Genomic DNA, 21,046 nt, shown 5'->3' on the forward strand with positions numbered 1-21,046 from the left:
GGCAGGCTCGTCGTAGCTTGGCACGCCCGGGGTGAGGCCCGGGTGAACGCGCACAACGGCCAACGTGGCGTACGACAACGGCCAAACTGGTGTACAAGAACGGCCAACACGCGGGGTGGGGGTGGGTCAGGCGGGTTTGACTTGGCCGGCGAGGACTGAGTCGAGGTCGTAGCGGGCGGGCTGGTCGAGTTGGTCGTAGCGGCAGGAGGCGGCCTCGCGGTCGGGGCGCCAGCGGAGGAATTGGCCGTTGTGGCGCAGGCGGGCGGGGGCGCCGCCCTCGGTTTGGGTGTAGGCGATCTCGACCACGCGTTCCGGTCGCAGGGGGACCCAGGTGGCTTCGTTGCTGCGCCAGCGGTTGATCGCGCCGGGCAGGCGCTGGCCCTCGGACTCGCCGGTCAGCCAAGGGTGCGTGTCCTCGGCGCCTTCGCGTAGTTCGGCGAGTTCCTCGACCAGGGCCTTGCGGCGTGCGGCGGGGAAGGCGCCGATCACGCCGACGTGGTGCAGCACGCCGTGGTCGTCGTAGAGCCCGAGCAGCAGCGAGCCGACCGCGGTGCCCGGTTCGGTCTTGACGTGCCAGCGCAGGCCGGCCAGCACGCAGTCCGCGGTCCGGGCGTGCTTGATCTTCACCAGGGTGCGTTTGCCCGGCGCGTACGGCGCGGCCGCGGGCTTGGCGATCAGTCCGTCCAGCCCGGCGCCCTCGAACAGGGTGAACCACTCGCGGGCGGTGGCCACCTCGGCGGTCACCGGGGTCAGGTGCACCCGATCGCCCTTGACCTGTGTGAACAGTGCCTCTAGGCGGGCCCGCCGGTCGGTGAAGGGCAGCTCCAGCAGCACCTCGTCGCCGTGGGCGAGCAGGTCGAAGGCGATGAACCTGGCCGGGTTCTGCCCGGCCAGCAGGGTGACCCGGCTGGCCGCCGGGTGGATGCGTTCGGTCAGCGCGTCGAAGTCCAGCTCACCGCCCACCTCGACCACCAGCTCACCGTCGAGGACCACCCGGTCCGGCAGTTCGGCGCGCAGGAAGGCCACCGCCTCCGGGAAGTAGCGGGCCAGGTCCTTGCCGGAGCGGGACTGCAGGAACACCGAGTCGCCGTCGCGGAAGACCACGCAGCGGAACCCGTCCCACTTCGGCTCGAACAGCAGGCCGTCGCGGTCGGGCACCTCGTCCACCGGGCTGGCCAGCATGGGCTGGACGGGCGGGGTCAGCGGCAGCGTCATGCGGGCCATCATGACTGCTCGGGGCGGGGACCGCAGCGGTTCAGCTGACCCGGCGGCGGCGGGCGCTGTCCAGTTCCAGGCGGACCGCGGTGGGCAGCGCGGTCACGCCGAGGGACTCCCGGGCGCGACTGAGCACGGTCTCGTCCAGCTGCTGCCAGACCGCGCGCACATCGGTGCCCTCGGCCAGCCACAGCTGCACTCGCAACGCGGGCCGCTCGGTGCTGCCGACCAGCCGCGCCTGTGCCCGGCTGACCCCGGTGACCTGGGCCGCGTCGGTGCGCACGGCCTCGGCGAAGGCGGCCGCGGTGATCGTCACCCGCCCCGGTCCAGTGCCGTCGAGCCGCAGGTCCGGGCGGGACTCGGGCCGCAGCGAGCGCACCACCCAGCGCAGTCCCAGCACGAACACCAGCACGCCGAGCGCGATACCCACGCCCAGCACCCAGGGCCGGTTGGCCAGCAGCCAGTCCCGGATCATCGGGTCGAGCACCGGCCGGGCCGCCCGGCCGGTGCCCAGCCAGCCCAGGCCGAGCACCAGCGCGCCCGCGCCGAGCAGGATGGCCAGGATTCCGGCGCCGCCGGTCAGCACGCGTTCGGCGCGGGCGGAGCGGGCCACCGCGGCCGCGGATCGGGTGCTCATCGGCGCTCCTTCGGCGAGGCCACGACCACGGACACCTTGGGCGTGCGCGGCAGCGGCAGGTCGGTGACCACGGTCCGGGTGACCTCCAGGACCTTGGGCCGCAACTCGTCCTTGGCCAGCAACCGGCTGGACGCGCGCACCCGGACCTTCGCCCTGGACGCGGTCACGGTGGCCGCGTGCACCCCGTCCTGCGCCCGCACCCGGGTGCCGACCAGGCGGGCCAGCGAACGCGGCGAGGTGGTCACGGTGACCTCCGGCGCCGGATCGGCCAGTCGCACATCGCGCCGCCGCGCGCCGGTGGCCGCCCACACCAGGATCAGCCCGAGCAGCACCAGCCCGCCCGCGACCAGGCGGGTCGGTGTCGCGGTCCAGTCCACCGAGCCGAGCCGGTCCGCCCAGTCCCGCCACGGCACCAGCGCGTGCTGCCCTGGTTTCCAGGCGGCCCAGGCGAATTCGACCGCGAGCAGGCCGCCCGCGCCGGCCAGGGCCAGCCCGAGCAGGGTCGACAGCAGTCGCACGATCAGCCGCATCGTCTCACTCCACCCTCGCCCTGGTCTCCGGCAGCAGCGCGGAGACGGTCACATCGACCACGCGCACCCGGTACCCGGTGATCCGCTCGACCTCCTCGCCGACCGCGACCCGCACCGCGTCCACAGTGGACCGGACGGGTGCGGGGTAGCACAGCGCGAGATCCAGTCGCACATCGATCTCGTTGCCAGATAGGGTGATCCGCGCGCTCGACCCGTGTTCGCCGAGGCCGAGCCCGGCCAGTTTCCTGGGCACGCGCAGGGTTCCCGGCACGCCGTCGGCGCTGTGTTCGACCACCTTGCGCAGCACGCCGGGGTCGATGCTCAGCCCGCCGCGCTCGCCCGGATCGTCCTGGCTCACCGGTCCTTCCCGCGGCCGATCAGCTCGCCGAGGTCCAGCTCGCCGTCCAGGACCCGGCCCACGACCAGGCCGATCGCGCCGACCAGCAGGGTGATCAGGAAGGCGGTGAACCCGCCGAGGGCGCCTGCCGCGCCGAGGACGAGCCCGGCCAGCAGGCCGGTCTGGGTGCCGTTCATCATCGAACCTGCTTTCGCTAGCTCACCCGGGGCGGGCGTTTGCGTCTGGCTCGCCACCGGCCGATCCGGGTGGCGATACCGCGGATTCCCCTCGGTGTCACCACGAACTCCACCGGCCCGTCGAACCGTTCGTCCACTTCGGACACTGGTTCGCCTAGTTCTCGTTGCCGTCGCCGGTATTCCTCGACCCCGGCCGCGAACACGGCTGGATCGCCGCCGACATCGGGATGGTGCCGCCGGACGAACTCGCGGAAGGCCGCCCGGTCCGCCGGGGGCTCGCCGCCGGTGTGCACCATCGGCTCCTACTCGCCGGGCTCCAGCACGTCGACCACGGTGATGTCCACCGGCACCGCGCCGGTCACCTGACGCACCCGGTTCCGCAGTTCGCTGACCACCTCGGGCAGCGGTTCGCCGATCCGCAGCACCACGCCCACCTCCACCGGTTCACCGGCGCCGGTGCTGCGCACGCCGATCACCTTGCGACCGGGCAGGTAGGACAGCACCGCGCCGTACGCGCCGCCGTGCAGGGCCACCACACTCGGGTGGGTCAGCACGACCTCGGCGATCCGGTCCGCCAGTTCGGCGGCCATCACTCGACCCGCGAGCCGTCCGGCCCGGCCTCGTCGTCCTCGCTGGGCAGCCGGATGTCGTTGACCGCGATGTTGACCTCGATCACCTCAAGGCCGGTCATCCGCTCCACCGCGGTGATCACGTTGCGGCGCACCGCCTTGGCCAGGTCCACGATGGACGCGCCGTACTCGACCACGATGTCAAGGTCGATCGCGGCCTGCTTCTCCCCGACCTCCACCTGCACGCCCGAGGTGGCCGAGGTGCCGCCGCCGGGAATGCGCTCGCGCAGCGCGCCGAACGCGCGGGAGACCCCGCCGCCCATCGCGTGCACCCCGGAGATCTCCCTGGCGGAGATGCCGGCGATCTTCTGCACCACCGAGGCGGAGATGGTGGTCTTGCCCTGCGAGGTGTCATCGGCCAACCGGGCCGGTGTGGCACCGCCGCGGGCGGCGGGCACGGACTCGGCGGTGGTGGACTGCGCCATGGGGGGACTCCTTCGCATCGGCTACGACGTCAGGGTGTTCGTCCTGCACCTGACATCGGTTCGGATGCCCGCTGGCTCCACCGCATCGCGGTTTGTCACTCGAACTGGGGAAGTCCGATACCCGGTCGGGGTGGCAGCACGTCCACCACCTCGACGATCACCTCCGGCGCGGCCGCGTCCAGTGATTCGGCCAGCCGGGAACGCAGGGTCTGCCGCAGCCGCAGCGCGGTGAGGTCGGCGGCCACGCCGTAGCGCACCGAGATGGCCACCGTGATCGCCGCGCCGTCGCCGGTGAGCCCGCGCAGGTGCACCCCGGGCAGCTCGTGCACCGCGTCCACCGCGAACTGGCGGGCCAGGGTCAGCACCGCGCGCGCGGACACGGTGAGCCGCCCGTCGCCCTGGTCCAGTTCGGCGTCGGCGGCGGCGAAGGTGCCGCGCAGTCCGCGCACCCCGGCCAGCATCCGGGCGGCCAGCCCGTCCGGCACCGGCACCGGCGCCTGGGCGGCGGCCCGGACCGCGCCCCAGCGGCCGTCCAGCGCGCCGAGTTCGGCCTGGCAGTGCGGGCAGTCCCGGGCATGCGCGGCCAGTTCGGCGTCGGCGGGTTCCAGTTCGCCGTCGACGACCAGCGCGAGGAGGTCGCCGCGCAGACGGCCGCACGGCAGGACCGCGTCAGCTCCGGTCATCGCAGTTCCTCCAACTTGGCGAGCAAGGCCACCCTGGCCCGGTAGAGGCGCGAGCGCAATGTCGGCACCGGCACGTCCAGGACCTCGGCGACCTCCTCGTAGCTGAGTTCCTCCAGCTCACGCAGCACCAGCGGCACCCGCTGGCTGGGTTCCAGGGTGGCGATGGCGCGCAGCACCAGATCGGTCTGCTCGTTGCGCAGCGCGGCCCGCTCCGGATCGGCGGCCACATCGGTCATCACCGGCTCGGCGGTGCCCTCCAACGGCACGGTCGGCCGGCGTTTGCGCAGGTGGGCCAGTGCGGTGTTGGTGACGACGCGGAACAGCCAGGTGGTCGGCGCGGCCTCACCGCGGAACTTGGCCAGCCCCCGCCAGGCCGAGACCCAGGCGTCCTGCACCACGTCCTCGGCCTCGGCCGGATCGCCGACGATGCGCAGCGCGATCCGGTACATCCGGGTGGTGTGCCGCCGGACCAGGTCGTCGAAGGCGGCGTCGTCCCCGCGTGCCGCCGCGGCGAGCAGATCGGTGTCGGCCCTGGTCACGGTAGGTCCCGCAGGTAGCGGAGGAACAACGCGTGGTCCTCGTGCAGCACTGAGACCAGGCGCAGCGGCAGTGGGCGGTCCGGGTGCGCGCCGTGCGCGATCCGGGCCGCGTCCCCGGCGGCCAGCAGCGGCGAGACGGTCAGGCACAGCTCGTCCACCAGGCCGGCGGCGATCATCGAGCCGAACAGCGTCGGCCCGCCCTCGCAGTCCACCCGCCGCAACCCGCGCTGGTCCAGTTCGGCCAGCACCCGGGTCAGGTCCACCTCGTCCTCGCCGGTGAGCACCACCTCGGCGCCCGCCTCGGCCAGCGCCCTGCGCCGGGTTTCCGGCGCGCTCGCGCAGGTGAAGATCATCGGCGGCACCCGGGTGTCGGTGAGCAACGGCGACTCCGGCTCCAGCGCGCAACTCGCGGTGACCAGCGCGATCGGCGGCGTCGCGGACAACCCGTGCCGGGCCCGCCGGGCCTGCCGCGCCGGCCCGGGTTTCGCCCCCGCGTAGCCCTCGATCAGCGCGGTGCGCAGCCCGACCAGGATGACATCGGCCAGATCCCTGGACAGCAGGAAGATCTCCTTGTCCAGCTCGGTGCCCAGCCCGCGCGAACGCCCGTCCACGGTCACCGCACCGTCCACACTGGACACGAAGTTGACCCGGACCCAGGGCCGCGCCAGGTCCTCGGGGTAGGCGTAACGCGCTTCCAGCCCGCTCGCGTCCGCGGGGGTCGCGACGGCGGGGGAGTCCGAGGGCCAGAGCCAGTCCACGGCTCTATCTGAGCACGCGGCGCGACCGGTGTGCTCGGTGGGCTCAGGTCACGATGTGACAAGGACCACCGGTGCCCGGTCCGGGGGCCGTGTTTTGCTCGTATCCAGGGTGAGAGGTTTCGACACTGACGTCGGGGGCGGTGCCCGTGGATGAGACCAGGCGGACCAAACGATCGGACTCGTTGTTGCCGGCGGCCGCGGTGCTGCTGGCCTGTTGCGCGGCCGGGGCGCTGGGACTGAGTCCCGCGTTCGGGCTGCTCGTGGCGGTGGCGGTGGCGCTGGGCGGGCTGGTGGTCGGCGGGATCGCGCTGGCCCTGCTGGACCGGATGGCGGTGCGGCGGCCGGTGCCGACCGGGGTGGCCGCGGCGTTGCTGGGGCTGCTGGTGGCGGCGCTGGCGGGGCAGTTGTTGCTGTGGGCGGCCTTGCACTGAGCCTTGAGGACGCCGGTTACGCTGCCGGAATGTCGAGCGCGCGCCTGGCCGATCGTCGTCCGGAGATCGACCCGGCCGACCTGGTCGCGGCCATGGTCCCGCCGCCCCGGTTCGACGCGGTGCGGTTCGAGACCTACCTGCCCAACCCGGAGGAGCCCAGCCAGGCCGCCGCGGTCGAAGCGGGGCAGGCGTTCTGCGGCCGGGTGCTTGTCGGGCCGCCGCGCAAGTCCTGGATCGGCGGGCTCTTCGGTGGCAAACCGGCCGCGGTGGCCAAGCCGGGGCTGTACCTGGACGGCGGGTTCGGGGTGGGCAAGACGCACCTGCTCGCCTCGGTGTGGCACGCGGTGCCGGGGCCCAAGGCCTACGGCACCTTCGTCGAACTCACCCACCTGGTGGGCGCGCTCGGGTTCGCCGAGGCGGTGCGCAGCCTGTCCGGGCACCGGCTGCTGGCCATCGACGAGTTCGAGCTGGACGACCCCGGCGACACCACCATGGTCACCCGGCTGCTCCAGGAGCTGACCAGCGCCGGGGTGTTCGTCACGGCCACCTCCAACACGTTGCCGGACAAGCTCGGCGAGGGCCGGTTCGCCGCCGAGGAGTTCCTGCGCGAGATCCAGGCGATGTCGGCCAAGTTCACCGTGGTGCGGGTGGACGGCCCGGACTACCGGCACCGCGGTCTGCCGCCCGCGCCGGAACCGGTGGCCGCCGGGGAACTCGACGCGCTGGCCGCGGCCCGGCCCGGGTCCACTGTGGACGATTTTGACGATCTCTGCGCGCACCTGGCCACGCTGCACCCGTCCCGGTACGGGCGGCTGCTGGACGGGGTCAGCGCGGTGCACCTGCGTGGGCTGCACGCAGTGCCGGACCAGGACGTGGCACTGCGGGTGGTGGTGCTGGCCGACCGGATGTACGACCGGGCGATCCCGGTGGTGGTCTCCGGGCAGCCGCTCTCCGAGCTGTTCACCGAAGAGATGCTGCGTGGCGGTTACCGCAAGAAATACCTGCGCGCGGTGTCCCGGCTGGTCGCCCTTTCGCGCGATTCCGCGGCCGCGGACCGGTAAAGGGTTCGCCAGTGGGTGCCGGACTCGGGCACCATCGGCGGCGTGGGTTATCTGGAGGCCGGCGGCCTGTCCTGTGTGCTCCCGGACGGGCGTGAGTTGTTCGCCGAGGTGTCGGTGAAGGTCAGCGCCGGGCAGGTGGTCGCGCTGGTGGGCGCCAACGGCGCGGGCAAGACCACCCTGTTGCGCATCCTCAGCGGTGAGCTGAAGCCGGTGGACGGCAGTGTGTCGCACCAGGGCGGGCTGGCGGTGATGCCGCAGTTCGTCGGTTCGGTGCGCGATGACCGCACGGTCCGGGACCTGTTGCTGGCAGTGGCGCCGGAGCCGATCCGGGCAGCCGCGGCCGAACTCGACGACGTCGAGCTGAAGCTGATGGACACCGACGACGAACCCACCCAGATGCGCTACGCCGCCGCGCTGGTCGCCTGGGGCGAGGCCGGTGGCTACGAGGCCGAGGTGCTGTGGGACACCGTCACGGTGGCCGCGCTGGGCGTGCCGTTCGACCGGGCGCGCTTCCGCGGCGTGAAGACCCTCTCCGGCGGTGAGCAGAAACGCCTGGTGCTGGAGGTGCTGCTGCGTGGCCGGGAACAGGTGCTGCTGCTGGACGAGCCGGACAACTACCTGGACGTGCCCGGCAAGCGCTGGCTGGAACAGCGACTGTCCACTTCGGACAAAGCGATCCTGTTGGTGAGCCACGATCGGGAGCTGCTCGCCGAGGCGGCCACGCACGTGGTCACCGTGGAGGGGCATTCGGCCTGGACGCACAGCGGCAGCTTCCGCACCTGGCACGCCGCCCGCGAGCACCGCTGGGACCGGATCGCCGAACTGCACCGCCGCTGGGAGGAAAAGCACCAGCAGCTCAAGGACCTGGTCCGGATGTTGCAGCAGAAGGCCGAGTACAACGACGGCATGTCCTCGCAGTACCAGGCGGCGCAGACCCGCCTGCGCAAGTTCGAGGAGGCGGGCCCGCCGCCGGAGCTGCCGCGCAACGAGAAGCTCGCCCCACGGTTGCGCGGCGGCCGCACCGGCCTGCGCGCGATCACCTGCGCCGGGCTGGAGCTGACCGGGCTGATGCAGCCCTTCGACACCGAGATCTTCTTCGGCGACCGGGTGGCGGCGCTGGGCTCCAACGGCTCCGGCAAGAGCCATTTCCTGCGGCTGCTCAACGAGGATCCCTCGGTTGTCCACAGTGGAGTGTGCAAACTCGGCGCCAGGGTGCGGCCGGGACTGTTCGCGCAGACCCACGACCATCCGGAGTGGCTCGGTCGCACCCTGGTCGAGCTGTTGTGGACCGGCGAGGACGAGCGGGCCGGGCTGGATCGCGGCAAGGCCATGTCGGCGTTGCGCCGCTACGGCCTGCACACCAGCGGCGACCAGCGGTTCGAGACCCTCTCCGGCGGCCAGCAGGCCCGGTTCCAGATCCTGCTGCTGGAGCTGTCCGGGGCTACCCTGCTGCTGCTGGACGAGCCCACCGACAACCTCGACCTGACCTCGGCCGAGGCGTTGCAAGAAGCGCTGGAACAGTTCTACGGCACCGTGGTCACGGTCACCCACGACCGCTGGTTCGCGGCCAGCTTCGACCGGTTCCTGATCTTCCGCGCCGACGGCACGGTGGCCGAGTCGGACACGCCGGTATGGGACGAGACCAGGGTGCGCCGGGCCCGCTGACGGCCAACACCCCGTCCACAACGGCCAACACTCGGTACGACAGCGGCCAACACGCGGTGGGTTGAGCGACCCGGCGGCGTGTTGGCCGTTGTCGTGCGGTGTGTTGGCCGAAGTGGGACGGGGTGTTGGCCGTTAGTCCCGGTCCTCGATCTCCGCGGCCAGGTCGCCGCGCTGGACCGCGGCGGTAAGGGCGGCGTGGTCGGCCTCGGTGGCGTCGGCGTAGCGGACCGCGTACCGAGTCACCGCCTCGTCCAGTTCCTCGTCCTCGCCGCAGTAGCCCGCGATCAGCCGGGGGTCGGCGGAGCGGCAGTGCGCGCGGGCCAGCAGCGCGCCGGCCAGCCTGCCGTAGTCGTCCAGGTGGTCCTTGCGCAGCGCGGTCGGGTCGATGTCGCCCTTCATGTTGCGGAACTGGCGCACGATGTAGTGCCGCCCGTCCACCGTGGTCCAGCCGAGCAGGATGTCCGTCTCGGCCTGCACCAGCCTGGCGCCCTCGACCACCCGCTTGCCGTCGTGCTCGTGCGCGGGCAGGTCCAGGTACTTGCTCAGGCAGGACGGGTTGGCCTGCTTGACCTGGAGCACCAGCGCGTCATCCTCGTTGCCGTGCAACAGGACCAGGTAGTTGCGCAGGCCCACGCTGCCGGTGCCGACCACCCGGAAGGCCACATCGGCCACGCTGTAGCGGCGGATCAGGTTGCGCCGGGACTCGCGCAGCGTGCTCACGTAGGAGTCCAGGCTGGCCGCGACGGCCTCGGCGGTGGGGCCGCTGACCTGGCGCAGCACCGGCAGTTCCTGCACGAACCGCCAGTGGTCCCGTTCGACCTGCCGGGTCCACTTGGCCGCGACCTTGCGGCTGGTGTTCTTGCGGGCCTTCTTGGACGCCTTCTCGAAGTCGTCCAGCAGCTCGTCCGCCTTGACCTTGCTGATGGTGGAGGCGTCGGCCAGGGCGTTCCAGGACTCCAGGAACGGCATCTCGGCCAGTCGGGTCATGGTCTTGCGGTAGGCGCGCACCGAGTCCTCGGCGGCCTTGGCACAGCCGTCCTCGGACACCCCGCCCTCCCGCCCGGCCAGCACCAGGCTGACCGCCAGCCGTTTGAGGTCCCACTCCCACGGGCCGGGCGCGGTCTCGTCGAAGTCGTTGATGTCCATGACGATCCGGCCCTCGTTGGTGCCGAACAGCCCGAAGTTGGCCGCGTGCGCGTCGCCGCAGATCTGCGCGGTGATCCCGCTGGCCGGGGTGGCGGCCAGGTCGGCGGCCATCAGCTCGGCCGCGCCCCGGAAGAAGGCGAACGGCGAGGCCAGCATCCGGCCCACCCGCAGCGGCACCAGCTCCTGCAGCCGGGGCGCGTTGCTGGCGTGCACGAACTCCACCGCCCCCGGCCGGTCCGCGCCCAGCGCGGCGTGGTCGTGCAGTTTCGGTCGTACCTTCTCCCGCAGCGCACGTCCGCGCGCGTAGATCTCACTCGGCTTGACCCAGGCGTGCGACACCGCGTTCTCTCCCCTATCCACTCCGCCATCATCCCCCTAACGTGTGAAAGATGCCGCCACGGACCGCCCTGCGTCTGCGCCGGGCCCAGTTGGAGCGGGAATGGGCCCGCTGCGTGGCGAGGGGCGCACCCGGCGCGGCCACCGAGGTGGCGCCCGAGGTCACCCAGTCCTGGGCCAGGGCGTTGCCCGCGGTGAGCCCGGCCCGCGACAGCGCGCCCAGCGCGGATGCCCGCTGGCAGGACTCGCCGCTGCGGGAACCGGTGCTGGCCTGCGCGGCCGAACTGCGCGGCATCGCTGAGGACGCCGGGTACGTGGCCGCGGTGGCCGACGCGCAGGGCACCATCCTGTGGACCTTCGGCGGCCGGGTGATGCGCGGCCGGGCCGAACGGGTCAACTTCGCCGTCGGCGGGCGCTGGTCGGAGACCGCGATGGGCACCAACGCGCTCTCCCTGGCCCTGGACCACAACCGCCCGGCCAGCTGCTTCTCGGCCGAACACCTGGTCCAGGCGCTGCACGGCTGGGTCTGCTACTCGGCTCCGGTGCACGCCCCCAACGGCCAGGTGCTCGGCGTGCTCGACCTCTCCACCACCTGGGACCGCTCGCACCCGCTGGCCATGCCCACGGTCCGCGGCCTGGTCACCGCCCTGGAGGGCCGCCTGGCCGAGTCGCCACTGGACCTGGCCCCGGCGGGCTGGTCACTCAACTGTCTTGGTCGCGGTGAACTGCTCGACGGCGGTGCGCCGGTCCCGTTGCGCCCGCGTCAGCTGGAGATCCTCACCCTGCTGACCCTGCACCCCGACGGCCGCACCCCGGAGCTGCTCCAAGACGCCCTCTACGCCGACCGCCCGGTGCACCGCGGCACGCTCAAGGCCGAGGTCAGCCACCTGCGCCGGGCCCTGCGCGGCGGCCTCACCACCCGCAGCTACCACCTGAGCACGCCGGTCCGCTCCGACGCCCGCGCCGTGCTGGACGCGCTGTCCGCCCGCGATCTGACCACCGCGCTGCGGCACTACCGCGGCCCGCTGCTGCCGGAGTCGGAGGCGCCGGGCATCCGGGAGTGGCGGGAAGTCATCGAGGTGGCGTTGCGGGAGGCGGTTCTCCAGTCACCGCAACCGGATCACCTGCTGACCTACCTGTCCCGGCATCCGTACGACCTCCAGGCCCACCAGCACGCGCTGGCCCGGCTGGACCCGGCCGATGCCCGGCGAGGGGTGGTGCTGGCCCGGCTGCGCACGCTGCTGCCGGGCTGACCCCCACCACCCCTGGCCGGATCAGCTCAGACGCAGACGCCGATGGCGGTCATCGAGTCGTTCGGCGACAGCTGGTGCGCGTCCAGGAAGTAGGACGGGTGGTCGTGCCTGCCCGAGACCGCACCGGTGCGCGGGTCCGCGTGCTCGTACCAGCAGAGGTCGCGGCCGGTCTTGTTCGACAGCGAGGAGGCCACGTCGTTCGGCCACGCGCCGCTGAAGAAGTAGTTGATCGAGCCCGGGTTGCCGACGTAGAACGGCTTGCCCTGGAACCGGGCCGCGTCCCACACGCAGATGTTGCCGTTCGGACAGTCGGCGAGCGCGGCTTCGGCCGGGGTGGCCCCGGCCAGGCCGAGGGTGGCGGCGGTGGCGAACGCGGCGAGCGCGGCCCCGGCGAGTCGTGCCTTGGACATGTCTGCCCCTCTCTCAACAGTTACATCATGTCGCAATTATTGCGCTGGGTGATTCTGCGTCACCGCCGCCGCGATCGGTAGCGACTTCCGATTGCTTGTGACGTGGTTCTCAGGGGGCGGACTGCGCCAACCGGGCTGCACGCCAACCTCGCGCCAACCTGCGCCCGCCACCGTGGACCGGACCGCACCGGCGCGTGAAGGGAAGTCCGATGGCGTACGCCCAGCCGGGAACCGACGGCAGCATCGTCCGGTTCGCCGCCCGCTACGACAACTTCATCGGCGGCAAGTGGGTGCCCCCGGTCGACGGCCGCTACTTCGACAACCCCAGCCCGGTCACCGGGCAGACCTGCTGCGAGGTGGCCCGCTCCGGCGCGGCCGACATCGAACTGGCCCTGGACGCCGCGCACGCCGCCGCCGACGCCTGGGGCGCGACCTCGGTGACCGAGCGCTCGCTCGTGCTCAACCGGATCGCGGACCGGATCGAGGAAAACCTGGAACGGCTCGCGGTCGCCGAGACCTGGGAGAACGGCAAACCCATCCGCGAATGCCTGGCCTCGGACATCCCCCTTGCCGTGGACCACTTCCGCTATTTCGCCGGGGTGATCCGGGCTCAGGAGGGCAGCATCGGGGTGCTGGACGCGGACACCGTGGCCTACCACTTCCAGGAACCCCTCGGCGTGATCGGGCAGATCATCCCGTGGAACTTCCCGATCCTGATGGCCACCTGGAAACTCGCGCCCGCGCTGGCCGCCGGGAACTGCGTGGTGATCAAGCCGGCCGAGCAGACCCCGGCGAGCCTGCTGCTGCTGATGGAGCTGATCGCGGACCTGCTGCCGCCGGGCGTGGTCAACGTGGTCAACGGCTTCGGCATCGAGGCAGGCAAACCCCTGGCCACCAGCCCGCGGGTGGCCAAGGTGGCCTTCACCGGGGAGACCACCACCGGGCGGCTGATCATGCAGTACGCCAGCGAGAACATCATCCCGGTCACTCTGGAGCTGGGTGGCAAGAGCCCCAACATCTTCCGCGCCGACGTGGCCGCGGCCGACGACGACTTCCTGGACAAGGCGGTCGAGGGCTTCGTGATGTTCGCGCTCAACCAGGGCGAGGTGTGCACCTGCCCGTCCCGGGCCTTGATCCACTCCTCGATCTATGACGAGTTCATGGCCCGCTGCATCGCCCGCACCGAGGCGATCACCGGCGGCGACCCGCTCGACCCCGACACCATGATCGGCGCGCAGGCCAGCAACGACCAGTACGAGAAAATCCTGTCCTACATCGAGATCGGCAAGCAGGAGGGCGCGGAACTGCTCACCGGCGGCGGCACCCGCACCGTCGAGGGCTACCCGGACGGCTACTACGTCGAACCCACGATCTTCCGCGGTACCAACGACATGCGGATCTTCCAGGAGGAGATCTTCGGCCCGGTGGTCTCGGTGACCACCTTCGACTCCGACGAGGAAGCGCTGAAACTGGCCAACGACACGCTGTACGGGCTCGGCGCGGGCGTGTGGACCCGCGATGGCGCGCAGGCGTACCGGTTCGGCCGGGAGATCAAGGCCGGGCGGGTCTGGACCAACTGCTACCACGCCTACCCGGCGCACGCGGCCTTCGGTGGGTACAAGAAGTCCGGCATCGGGCGGGAAAACCACCTGCGCATGCTGGAGCACTACCAGCAGACCAAGAACCTGCTCGTCAGCTACTCGCCGAAGAAACTCGGATTCTTCTGATGGCGCAACGGGTCGAGCTGACCGCGGCCGCCGCGGCGCTGCTCGGGACGCTGCGCGCCCGGCACGGGCCGCTGATGTTCCACCAGTCCGGCGGCTGCTGCGACGGCAGCGCGCCGATGTGCTACCCCCGGGACGAATTCCGGGTCGGCGCGGCCGATCTGCTGCTCGGACTGGTGGACGGGGACACGCCGTTCTGGATCAGCCGGGACCAGTACGCCTACTGGTCGCACACCCACCTGACCGTGGACGTGGTGCCCGGCCGCGGCAGCGGATTCTCCCTGGAGGCGCCCGAGGGCGTGCGGTTCCTGCTGCGCTCCCGGCTGCTCACTGAGGAAGAGGTGGTGGAACTCGCCCGCAACCCACCGCGATCGGGCGCCGACCTCACCCCCTGAACCCCGGCCTGGCCCGGCCCACGGCGCGGATCGGGCCAGGTCGGGCCCCGTGTGGACCAACGCGTTCAATCGACATTGTCGACCGACAAAGTCGATCGGTACAGTAGGAGGTAACCGCAGGCCGTCACCCCCCCCCGGAGAGGCAGGACGATGACCAGCACCAGCCGCCAGGACGTGCTCGAACCGATCCCGGAGCGCCCGGCCTTGCCGCTGATCGGGCACGCCCTGCGGATCCCCAGTGGCGCCGACGGCCTGCTGTACGCGATCCGCGAGGCCAAGGAGATGGGGCCGATCTTCCGGGTCCGGGCGTTCGGCCAGGAGTTCACCTTCGTCTCCGGCCTGGACCTGGTCACCGAACTCGCCGACGAGTCCCGGTTCCGCAAGAACGTGCACGCGGATCTGGTGCAGGTGCGCGAGATCGCCGGGGACGGGCTGTTCACCGCGTTCAACGACGAGCCGAACTGGCGCAAGGCGCACGAGGTGCTGATGCCCGCCTTCTCCCTCGGCGCGATGCGCGGCTACCACTCGACCATGCTCGACGTGGCCAGGGAGCTGATCACCCAGTGGGACAAGGCTTCCGGGCAGTTCCCGGTGGACGTGGCCGAGGACATGACCCGGCTGACCTTCGACACCATCGGGCTGTGCGGCTTCGGCTACGACTTCGGGTCCTTCCGCCGCGCGGACACCCATCCGTTCGTAGCGGCCATGGCCCGTGCGCTGGAACGGGTGCAGGAGCGCAGCGAGTCGATCCCGGGCGCCGCATTCCTCCAGTGGCGCAAGGAAGAGCGGTTCCGCGCGGACAACACGCTGATGCGGGAACTCGTCGGCGAGGTCATCCGGGAACGCCGCGCCTCCGGGGACACCGGTACCGGCGACCTGCTCGGGCGGATGCTGCACACGCCCGATCCGGCGACCGAGGCGGTGCTCGACGACGACAACATCCTGCACCAGGCGCTGACCTTCCTCATCGCCGGGCACGAGACCACCAGCGGCGCGCTGTCCTTCGCCCTGCACTACCTGACCAAGCACCCGGAGGTGCTGGCCAAGGCACAGTCCGAAGTGGACACTCTGTGGGGCGACACGGACCGCCCGGAACCGGTCTACGGCGACATCGGCAAGCTGACCTACCTGCGTCAGGTGCTCAACGAGAGCCTGCGGCTGTGGCCGACCGCCCCCGCCTTCGCGGTGGAACCCCTGGCAGACACGGTGATCGGCGGTCGCTACCAGGTGCGCGCGGGGGAGACGCTGATGGTGCTGACGCCCGCGCTGCACCGGGATCCGGCCTGGGGGGACAACGTCGAGTTGTTCGACCCGGAGCGGTTCGCGCCCGAGCGGGAACCGCACCGCCCGGTGCACCTGTTCAAGCCGTTCGGCACCGGTGAGCGGGCCTGTATCGGCAGGCAGTTCGCGCTGCACGAGGCCACCCTGGTGCTGGGGCTGATCGTGCACCGCTACCGGCTGATCGACCACGCCGACTACCAGCTCAAGATCAAGTCCACCCTCACCATCAAACCGGACGGCTTCACCCTGAAGCTGGCCCGCCGGGACCGGACCGAACGCAGGCTGCCCGTCGCCGCCGAGGTCGGCGCCCCCACGGCGCGGATCACCCGCCGGGCGGCCGGGACCGCGCTGACCGTGTTGCACGGCTCCAACCTGGGCACCTGCGCCGGGATCGCCCGCGATCTGGCCGCCGAGGGCGACGGGCACGGCTTCGCACCCTCGGTCGCCGCCCTGGACGACGCTGTGGGGACCCTGCGGCCCGGCGCGGACCCGGTGGTCATCGTGGCCGCCTCCTACAACGGCCGCCCCACCGACGACGCCGCGAAGTTCCTGTCCTGGCTGGAAAACCGGAAGCCGGGGGAGCTGGACGGCCTGCGGTACGCGGTGCTCGGCGTCGGTGACCGCAACTGGGCCGCCACCTACCAGCGGATCCCCACCCTGATCGACGAACGGCTGGCGGCCGCGGGAGCCGTCCCGGTGCTGCCGCGCGGGATCGCGGACGCCGCGGGCGATTTCGCGGGCACGGTGGACCGCTGGACCGCCGAGCTGTGGGCGGCACTGCTCGGCGAACATGGCGTTGAGACGGCCACGGAAGACGTTGCGGAACAAGGGATGTACCGGCTGGAGGACGCGCCCGAGTCGGTCACCGGCGCGCTCACCGCCCGGCACGGCGTGCAACCGATGGAGGTCCTGGAAACGCGCGACCTGGTCGACCTGACCCACCCGCTCGGCCGCGCCAAGCGCTACCTCCGACTCCGGCTGCCCGACGGCGTCACCTACCGCACCGGTGATCACCTCGCGGTGCTCCCACGCAACCCCGCCATCCTGGTCCAGCGGGTCGCCGACCGCTTCGACCTGGACCTGGACCGCACGGTGCGGTTGCGGTCCCGCGGGCGGCAGGCCCTGCCGGTCGACCGGCCGCTGACCCTGCGACTGCTGCTGACCGAGTTCGTGGAACTCCAGGCCGCCGCCACCCCGGCTCAGGTCGCCGTGCTGGCCGCGCACACCGGCTGCCCGCCCGAGCGCGCCGCGCTGGTGGCCTTCGACGGGTACCCGGCCGGGCACAGCGTGCTGGACCTGGTGCAGCGCAACGAATCCTGCGCACTGCCGTTCGAGCAGTTCCTGGAGTTGTTGCCGGTGCTGCGGCCCCGGCACTACTCGATCTCCTCCTCGGCCAAGGCATTGCCCGGCGAGGTGGAGCTGATGGTGTCCCGGCTCGCGGGTCCGCATCGCGGTGGTGTGGACGAGTTCCACGGGATCGCCTCCGGCTTCCTGCAGACCGTGGCGGTGGGCGACATCCTGCACTGCCGGGTGCTGCCCTGCGCCGAGGCTTTCCGTTTGCCAGCACAGGATGCCGTGCCGGTGATCGTGGTCAGCGCGGGCACCGGACTGGCCCCGTTCCGCGGCGCCGTGCTGGACCGGGTGCACACCGGGTCGACCGGAAAGCTGTTGTGCTACTTCGGTTGTGACCACCCGGACGTGGACTACCTGCACCGGGCGGAACTCGAAGCCGCCGAGCACGCGGGCGCGGTCAGCCTGCGGCCTGCCTTCATGCACGCCCCCGAACACGGGAACCGGTTCGTCCAGGACCGGATCAGGCGGGAGAGCGCGGAGGTCTGGGCGGTGCTCCAGGCAGGCGGCCGGGTCTACGTCTGCGGCGACGGCCACCGTCTGGCGCTCGCGGTGCGCGCGGCGTTCCAGGCCGTGCACCGCGAACACACCGGCGCGGACGAGCAGGCTGCGGCGGACTGGCTGGCCGGGCTGATCGAGGTGGGCAGGTACGTCGAGGACGTCTACGCGGGCTGAGCCGGATCCAGTCGCCCGTCGGCCAGGGCGACCAGGGCGGCGACCAGGTTCCGCAGTCCGGCCTGCTCACTGGCCTCGTCGGGCAGTGCGAGGTGCTGGGCCACCAGGCCCTCGAACCCGGCCAGGTAGAACCGGGCCAGCAGCGCGGGTGGCTGGGCGAGCGTGTGCCCAGTGCGCTGCGCGGCCTCGCCGATCAGCTCCGCGGTCACCTCGACGATCTCGCCGTAGTGGCTGCGCGGGGCGTCGCTGAGCGCGGGGGTCCGGACCGCGTACAGCAGCAGTTCGGTGAGCAGCTGGTAGTGGCTGGGCTGTTCGCGCACGGTCCGCCACTGGGCGGCGGCCAGCGCGCCGAGGGTCTGCTCGAACGAACCGTCGTCCGGCACGGCCTGCTGGACCCGGTCGATCAGGTCCAGGGTGACCTGCTCCAGCACCGCCCGGTACAGCCCTTCCTTGGTGCCAAAGGTGTAGTGCACGGTCGCCTGGGCCACGCCGAGTTCGGTGGCGATGGCCCGGGTGCTGCCTGCGCTGATCCCCTCCCGGCCCATCAGGTCGATGGCCGCCCTGACCAGCTGCGGACGGCGTTCGGAAGCCGGAACGTGAGCCACGCGCGGACTATAACCGACTCAGTCGGGCGCTGAAGTTGCCCGACTGAGTCGGCTGATCGGGTCTCCGCTCAGCGGCTGACGACCTCGGAGAGGGCGTCGATGCCCAGGTCCAGCTCGTCCTTGGTGATCACCAGCGGCGGGGCCATCCGCAGCGTGTTGTCGTGCGTTTCCTTGCACAGCACGCCCCGCGCGGCCAGCGCGGTGGACGCCTCGCGCCCGGTCGGGCCGCCCGGCGCGATCTCCACCCCGGCCCACAGGCCACGCCCGCTGACCTTGGCGATGCCGCGGCCGATCAAGTCGCCCAGCCGGGTGTGCAGGTGCGCGCCCAATTCGGCCGAGCGCTGCTGGAACTCGCCGGTGGCCAGCAGGCCGACCACCGCGCGACCCACCGCGCAGGCCAGCGGGTTGCCGCCGAAGGTGGAACCGTGCTGGCCGGGCTGCAGCACGCCGAGCACGGCGGCGCTGCCGACCACCGCGGACACCGGCAGGATGCCGCCGCCGAGGGCCTTGCCCAGGGTGTACAGGTCCGCGCGCACGCCTTCGTGGTCCAGCGCGAGCAGGCGGCCGGTGCGGGCCAGGCCGGACTGGATCTCGTCGGCGATCATCAGCACGTTGCGCTCATCGCAGAGCCGCCGGACCTCGGCCAGGTAGCCGGGGCCTGGCACGACCACGCCCGCCTCGCCCTGGATCGGCTCGACCAGCACCGCGGCGGTGTGCTCGGTGATCGCCGCGGCCAGCGCAGCCGCGTCGCCGTAGGGCACCACCACGAAGCCGGGGGTGTACGGGCCGAAGTCGGCGCGGGCGTCCTCGTCGGTGGAGAAGGAGATGATCGTGGTGGTGCGGCCGTGGAAGTTCGAGCCGGCGACCACGATCTGGGCCTGGCCCTGCGGCACGCCCTTGACCCGGTAGGCCCACTTGCGGGCGACCTTGATCGCCGACTCCACCGCCTCCGCGCCGGAGTTCATGGTCAGCACCATCTCGGTGCCGGTCAGCTCGGCGAGTTCGCGGCAGAACAGGCCGAACTGGTCGTGGTGGAAGGCGCGGCTGGTCAGGGTGAGCCGGTTGAGCTGCGCGGTGGCCGCGGCGACCAGCGCCGGGTGCCGGTGGCCGAAGTTCAGGGCCGAGTAGCCGGCCAGGAAGTCCAGGTAGCGGCGGCCGGACACGTCGGTCACCCAGGCGCCCTCGGCCTCGGCGATCACCACCGGGAGCGGGTGGTAGTTGTGCGTGCTCCATGCCTCGTCCAGCGCGATGTACTCGGCGGAAGAGCGCGGCGCGCCGGTCGTGGTGGGGTGCTCGGCAATGGCGGTCATGACCGTAAGGCTAAGCCCACGATTGCGGAGATTTCATCCGCCAGGCATTGCGTATGCCAGTGATATGTTGCGCAATCGTCAGATTGGGTGGCGATGTGTTGCATCGAGGTTAAAACCGCGAATCGATCGGGTGAGTTGCGTCAGGCGCAATCTTCGTTGCGCCCTCTTCCCAAACCGCAGTGGTCCAGTCCACTGTGAGCGCGGTGAGCACGACGACGACAGGAGCGGTGACATGGCAGATGTTGGGCGTCGCACTTTCCTCGGCGCACTCGGCGCGGCCGTCGTCGGCGGTGGTCTGATGAGCGCCGCGGGCACCGCCTCGGCCGGGACGCCGGAGGCAGGCGGCGAGGTCTGCGCGCCGACCGGACGGGTCTACCTGGGCACCTACACCGACGCGGCCAGCGGCGGCAAGGGCATCGGCCTGGCCAAGGCAGGCGCGGGCGGCGGACTGACCGTCGAGTCCACTGTGGCCACTGAGAGTCCGTCCTATATCGCGGTAGGCCCCGGCGGCCGCACGGTGTACGCGGTCAACGAGCTGGACAAGGGCACGGTCAGTGCGTTCGCGTTGGCGGACAACGGATCCCTGCGTTCCCTGGGCGCCCGTTCCAGCGGTGGCGCGCACCCCTGCCACCTGACCGTGCACCCCAGCGGCAAGTACGTGCTGACCGCCAACTACACCTCGGGCACCGTCGGCGTGCTGCCGATCCGGGCCGGCGGCGCACTGGGCAACCCGACCCACATCGTGCAGCACCCTGGCAAGCCGCACGCGCACCAGGTGGTGGTCAGCCCGGACGGAAAGCACGTGCTGGCAACGGATCTGGGCACCTCCTCGGTCTACACCTACACCCTGGACCTCAACTCCGGCCGGCTCACCCTGCGCTCCACGCTGGCCCTGGCCAAGGGCGCCGGTTCGCGCAACCTGGTGTTCCACCCTGACGGCCGCACCGTCTACATCCTCAACGAGCTGGACTCCACACTCGTTGTGGCGGCTTATGATCCGGCCACCGGCAAGCTCACCGCGGGGCAGCGGATCTCCACCCTGCCGCCGGGCACCACCACCCCGAACTTCCCCGGTGGCATCGCCATCTCCCCGGACGGCCGGTTCGTCTACGGGGCCAACCGCGGGCACAACAGCGTGGCGGTCTTCGCCACCAGTGAGGGCGGCCGCAAGGTCACCCTGGCCGGCACGCCGGGCAGTGGCGGGGACTGGCCGCGGCACCTGGAGATCACCCCGGACGGCCGCACGCTCTACAGCTCCAACCAACGCGGCAACGTGATCGGAATCTTCGGTGTCGACCCGGTGAACGGACTGCTGAAGCCCAGCGGTGAGCTGCGCACTCCTACTCCGGTGTGCGCGGTTGTAGCTTAAAACGCCTGGCCAGAACACCCGCTCACGGCGGTACCGGATATGTTACTGGCCGGTTAATTTGTGGTCCACCTCACTTACCCTGCTC

General features: G+C 71.6%; 23 protein-coding genes. 8 read left to right on the forward strand and 15 right to left on the reverse strand.

What is annotated here, in order from left to right; translation table 11 throughout:
• Window positions 1-126: 126 nt before the first annotated feature.
• The 11 genes from MZC64_RS21730 to MZC64_RS21780 form a co-directional block, all read right to left on the reverse strand.
• Window positions 127-1,215, reverse strand: a complete 1,089-nt coding sequence (locus MZC64_RS21730; protein WP_247758538.1) for an ATP-dependent DNA ligase — start codon at window positions 1,213-1,215, stop codon at window positions 127-129.
• A gap of 40 nt (window positions 1,216-1,255) precedes the next feature.
• Window positions 1,256-1,852 carry an alkaline shock response membrane anchor protein AmaP gene (gene amaP, locus MZC64_RS21735; protein ID WP_247758537.1) on the reverse strand — a complete coding sequence of 199 codons (597 nt, stop codon included), beginning with the start codon at window positions 1,850-1,852 and terminating at the stop codon, window positions 1,256-1,258.
• A complete protein-coding gene (locus tag MZC64_RS21740) occupies window positions 1,849-2,382 on the reverse strand; it encodes a DUF6286 domain-containing protein (RefSeq protein WP_247758536.1) in 534 nt (177 codons plus the stop codon). The genes amaP and MZC64_RS21740 overlap by 4 nt, the downstream gene beginning before the upstream one ends.
• Before the next feature lie 4 nt (window positions 2,383-2,386).
• Entirely contained in the window at window positions 2,387-2,740 is a 354-nt protein-coding gene (locus tag MZC64_RS21745) for an Asp23/Gls24 family envelope stress response protein (RefSeq protein WP_247758535.1), read from the reverse strand.
• Window positions 2,737-2,916 carry a hypothetical protein gene (locus tag MZC64_RS21750; RefSeq protein ID WP_185010704.1) on the reverse strand — a complete coding sequence of 60 codons (180 nt, stop codon included), beginning with the start codon at window positions 2,914-2,916 and terminating at the stop codon, window positions 2,737-2,739. The genes MZC64_RS21745 and MZC64_RS21750 overlap by 4 nt, the downstream gene beginning before the upstream one ends.
• A gap of 17 nt (window positions 2,917-2,933) precedes the next feature.
• Entirely contained in the window at window positions 2,934-3,212 is a 279-nt protein-coding gene (locus MZC64_RS21755) for a hypothetical protein (RefSeq protein ID WP_247758534.1), read from the reverse strand.
• 6 nt (window positions 3,213-3,218) lie between these two features.
• Complete coding sequence (locus MZC64_RS21760; RefSeq protein WP_247758533.1) at window positions 3,219-3,506, reverse strand: hypothetical protein; 288 nt, start codon at window positions 3,504-3,506, stop codon at window positions 3,219-3,221.
• Window positions 3,506-3,970, reverse strand: coding sequence for an Asp23/Gls24 family envelope stress response protein (locus MZC64_RS21765; protein ID WP_247758532.1), 465 nt, complete (start codon window positions 3,968-3,970; stop codon window positions 3,506-3,508). The genes MZC64_RS21760 and MZC64_RS21765 overlap by 1 nt, the downstream gene beginning before the upstream one ends.
• Window positions 3,971-4,065: 95 nt before the next feature.
• A complete protein-coding gene (locus MZC64_RS21770; protein ID WP_247758531.1) occupies window positions 4,066-4,653 on the reverse strand; it encodes a hypothetical protein in 588 nt (195 codons plus the stop codon).
• Complete coding sequence (locus tag MZC64_RS21775; protein WP_247758530.1) at window positions 4,650-5,192, reverse strand: sigma-70 family RNA polymerase sigma factor; 543 nt, start codon at window positions 5,190-5,192, stop codon at window positions 4,650-4,652. The genes MZC64_RS21770 and MZC64_RS21775 overlap by 4 nt, the downstream gene beginning before the upstream one ends.
• Window positions 5,189-5,950, reverse strand: a complete 762-nt coding sequence (locus MZC64_RS21780) for a pyrimidine reductase family protein (RefSeq protein ID WP_247758529.1) — start codon at window positions 5,948-5,950, stop codon at window positions 5,189-5,191. The genes MZC64_RS21775 and MZC64_RS21780 overlap by 4 nt, the downstream gene beginning before the upstream one ends.
• A gap of 146 nt (window positions 5,951-6,096) precedes the next feature.
• Here MZC64_RS21780 and MZC64_RS21785 point away from each other — a divergent pair, with 146 nt between their 5' ends.
• Genes MZC64_RS21785 through MZC64_RS21795 form a run of 3 tightly spaced genes read left to right on the forward strand, consistent with a single transcriptional unit; the run spans window position 6,097 to window position 9,107 of the window.
• A complete protein-coding gene (locus MZC64_RS21785; protein WP_247758528.1) occupies window positions 6,097-6,381 on the forward strand; it encodes a hypothetical protein in 285 nt (94 codons plus the stop codon).
• Between the two features lie 29 nt (window positions 6,382-6,410).
• Window positions 6,411-7,442, forward strand: coding sequence for a cell division protein ZapE (gene zapE, locus MZC64_RS21790; protein ID WP_247758527.1), 1,032 nt, complete (start codon window positions 6,411-6,413; stop codon window positions 7,440-7,442).
• Between the two features lie 42 nt (window positions 7,443-7,484).
• Window positions 7,485-9,107 (forward strand): ABC-F family ATP-binding cassette domain-containing protein, encoded by a 1,623-nt coding sequence (locus MZC64_RS21795; protein ID WP_247758526.1) that lies wholly within the window; start codon window positions 7,485-7,487, stop codon window positions 9,105-9,107.
• A 132-nt stretch (window positions 9,108-9,239) separates the two neighbouring features.
• On the opposite strand, the gene MZC64_RS21800 is transcribed toward MZC64_RS21795, so the two are convergent.
• Complete coding sequence (locus MZC64_RS21800; protein ID WP_247758525.1) at window positions 9,240-10,613, reverse strand: DUF2252 domain-containing protein; 1,374 nt, start codon at window positions 10,611-10,613, stop codon at window positions 9,240-9,242.
• 29 nt (window positions 10,614-10,642) lie between these two features.
• Between MZC64_RS21800 and MZC64_RS21805 the strand changes: the two genes are divergently transcribed.
• A complete protein-coding gene (locus MZC64_RS21805) occupies window positions 10,643-11,842 on the forward strand; it encodes a transcriptional regulator (RefSeq protein ID WP_247758524.1) in 1,200 nt (399 codons plus the stop codon).
• A 26-nt stretch (window positions 11,843-11,868) separates the two neighbouring features.
• On the opposite strand, the gene MZC64_RS21810 is transcribed toward MZC64_RS21805, so the two are convergent.
• Window positions 11,869-12,252 (reverse strand): peptidase inhibitor family I36 protein, encoded by a 384-nt coding sequence (locus MZC64_RS21810; RefSeq protein ID WP_247758523.1) that lies wholly within the window; start codon window positions 12,250-12,252, stop codon window positions 11,869-11,871.
• Between the two features lie 209 nt (window positions 12,253-12,461).
• On the opposite strand from MZC64_RS21810, the gene MZC64_RS21815 reads away from it, so the two are divergent.
• The 3 genes from MZC64_RS21815 to MZC64_RS21825 all read left to right on the forward strand — a co-directional run bounded on the left by MZC64_RS21815 (window position 12,462) and on the right by MZC64_RS21825 (window position 17,677).
• Window positions 12,462-13,979, forward strand: a complete 1,518-nt coding sequence (locus tag MZC64_RS21815) for an aldehyde dehydrogenase family protein (protein ID WP_247758522.1) — start codon at window positions 12,462-12,464, stop codon at window positions 13,977-13,979.
• Window positions 13,979-14,371 carry a DUF779 domain-containing protein gene (locus MZC64_RS21820; RefSeq protein WP_247758521.1) on the forward strand — a complete coding sequence of 131 codons (393 nt, stop codon included), beginning with the start codon at window positions 13,979-13,981 and terminating at the stop codon, window positions 14,369-14,371. The genes MZC64_RS21815 and MZC64_RS21820 overlap by 1 nt, the downstream gene beginning before the upstream one ends.
• Before the next feature lie 150 nt (window positions 14,372-14,521).
• Window positions 14,522-17,677 (forward strand): bifunctional cytochrome P450/NADPH--P450 reductase, encoded by a 3,156-nt coding sequence (locus tag MZC64_RS21825; RefSeq protein ID WP_247758520.1) that lies wholly within the window; start codon window positions 14,522-14,524, stop codon window positions 17,675-17,677.
• Here the strand turns inward: MZC64_RS21825 and MZC64_RS21830 are convergent.
• Together MZC64_RS21830 and rocD are read right to left on the reverse strand one after the other, a co-directional pair.
• Window positions 17,665-18,282, reverse strand: a complete 618-nt coding sequence (locus MZC64_RS21830) for a TetR family transcriptional regulator (RefSeq protein ID WP_247758519.1) — start codon at window positions 18,280-18,282, stop codon at window positions 17,665-17,667. The two genes, MZC64_RS21825 and MZC64_RS21830, sit on opposite strands and share 13 nt — an antisense overlap.
• Before the next feature lie 68 nt (window positions 18,283-18,350).
• Complete coding sequence (rocD, locus tag MZC64_RS21835; RefSeq protein ID WP_247758518.1) at window positions 18,351-19,592, reverse strand: ornithine--oxo-acid transaminase; 1,242 nt, start codon at window positions 19,590-19,592, stop codon at window positions 18,351-18,353.
• A gap of 232 nt (window positions 19,593-19,824) precedes the next feature.
• Between rocD and MZC64_RS21840 the strand changes: the two genes are divergently transcribed.
• A complete protein-coding gene (locus MZC64_RS21840; RefSeq protein ID WP_247758517.1) occupies window positions 19,825-20,961 on the forward strand; it encodes a lactonase family protein in 1,137 nt (378 codons plus the stop codon).
• The last annotated feature ends 85 nt before the right edge of the window (window positions 20,962-21,046 follow it).

Source organism: Crossiella sp. S99.2, assembly GCF_023094165.1.
Lineage (GTDB): Bacteria > Actinomycetota > Actinomycetes > Mycobacteriales > Pseudonocardiaceae > Crossiella.

Coding starts and splice junctions, on each gene's coding strand:
- MZC64_RS21730 (WP_247758538.1), bottom strand. CDS start 1,215: ATGACGCTGCCGCTGACCCCGCCCGTCCAGCCCATGCTGGCCAGCCCG.
- amaP (WP_247758537.1), bottom strand. CDS start 1,852: ATGAGCACCCGATCCGCGGCCGCGGTGGCCCGCTCCGCCCGCGCCGAA.
- MZC64_RS21740 (WP_247758536.1), bottom strand. CDS start 2,382: ATGCGGCTGATCGTGCGACTGCTGTCGACCCTGCTCGGGCTGGCCCTG.
- MZC64_RS21750 (WP_185010704.1), bottom strand. CDS start 2,916: ATGAACGGCACCCAGACCGGCCTGCTGGCCGGGCTCGTCCTCGGCGCG.
- MZC64_RS21755 (WP_247758534.1), bottom strand. CDS start 3,212: ATGGTGCACACCGGCGGCGAGCCCCCGGCGGACCGGGCGGCCTTCCGC.
- MZC64_RS21760 (WP_247758533.1), bottom strand. CDS start 3,506: ATGGCCGCCGAACTGGCGGACCGGATCGCCGAGGTCGTGCTGACCCAC.
- MZC64_RS21765 (WP_247758532.1), bottom strand. CDS start 3,970: ATGGCGCAGTCCACCACCGCCGAGTCCGTGCCCGCCGCCCGCGGCGGT.
- MZC64_RS21770 (WP_247758531.1), bottom strand. CDS start 4,653: ATGACCGGAGCTGACGCGGTCCTGCCGTGCGGCCGTCTGCGCGGCGAC.
- zapE (WP_247758527.1), top strand. CDS start 6,411: ATGTCGAGCGCGCGCCTGGCCGATCGTCGTCCGGAGATCGACCCGGCC.
- MZC64_RS21805 (WP_247758524.1), top strand. CDS start 10,643: ATGCCGCCACGGACCGCCCTGCGTCTGCGCCGGGCCCAGTTGGAGCGG.
- MZC64_RS21810 (WP_247758523.1), bottom strand. CDS start 12,252: ATGTCCAAGGCACGACTCGCCGGGGCCGCGCTCGCCGCGTTCGCCACC.
- MZC64_RS21815 (WP_247758522.1), top strand. CDS start 12,462: ATGGCGTACGCCCAGCCGGGAACCGACGGCAGCATCGTCCGGTTCGCC.
- MZC64_RS21820 (WP_247758521.1), top strand. CDS start 13,979: ATGGCGCAACGGGTCGAGCTGACCGCGGCCGCCGCGGCGCTGCTCGGG.
- MZC64_RS21825 (WP_247758520.1), top strand. CDS start 14,522: ATGACCAGCACCAGCCGCCAGGACGTGCTCGAACCGATCCCGGAGCGC.
- rocD (WP_247758518.1), bottom strand. CDS start 19,592: ATGACCGCCATTGCCGAGCACCCCACCACGACCGGCGCGCCGCGCTCT.
- MZC64_RS21840 (WP_247758517.1), top strand. CDS start 19,825: ATGGCAGATGTTGGGCGTCGCACTTTCCTCGGCGCACTCGGCGCGGCC.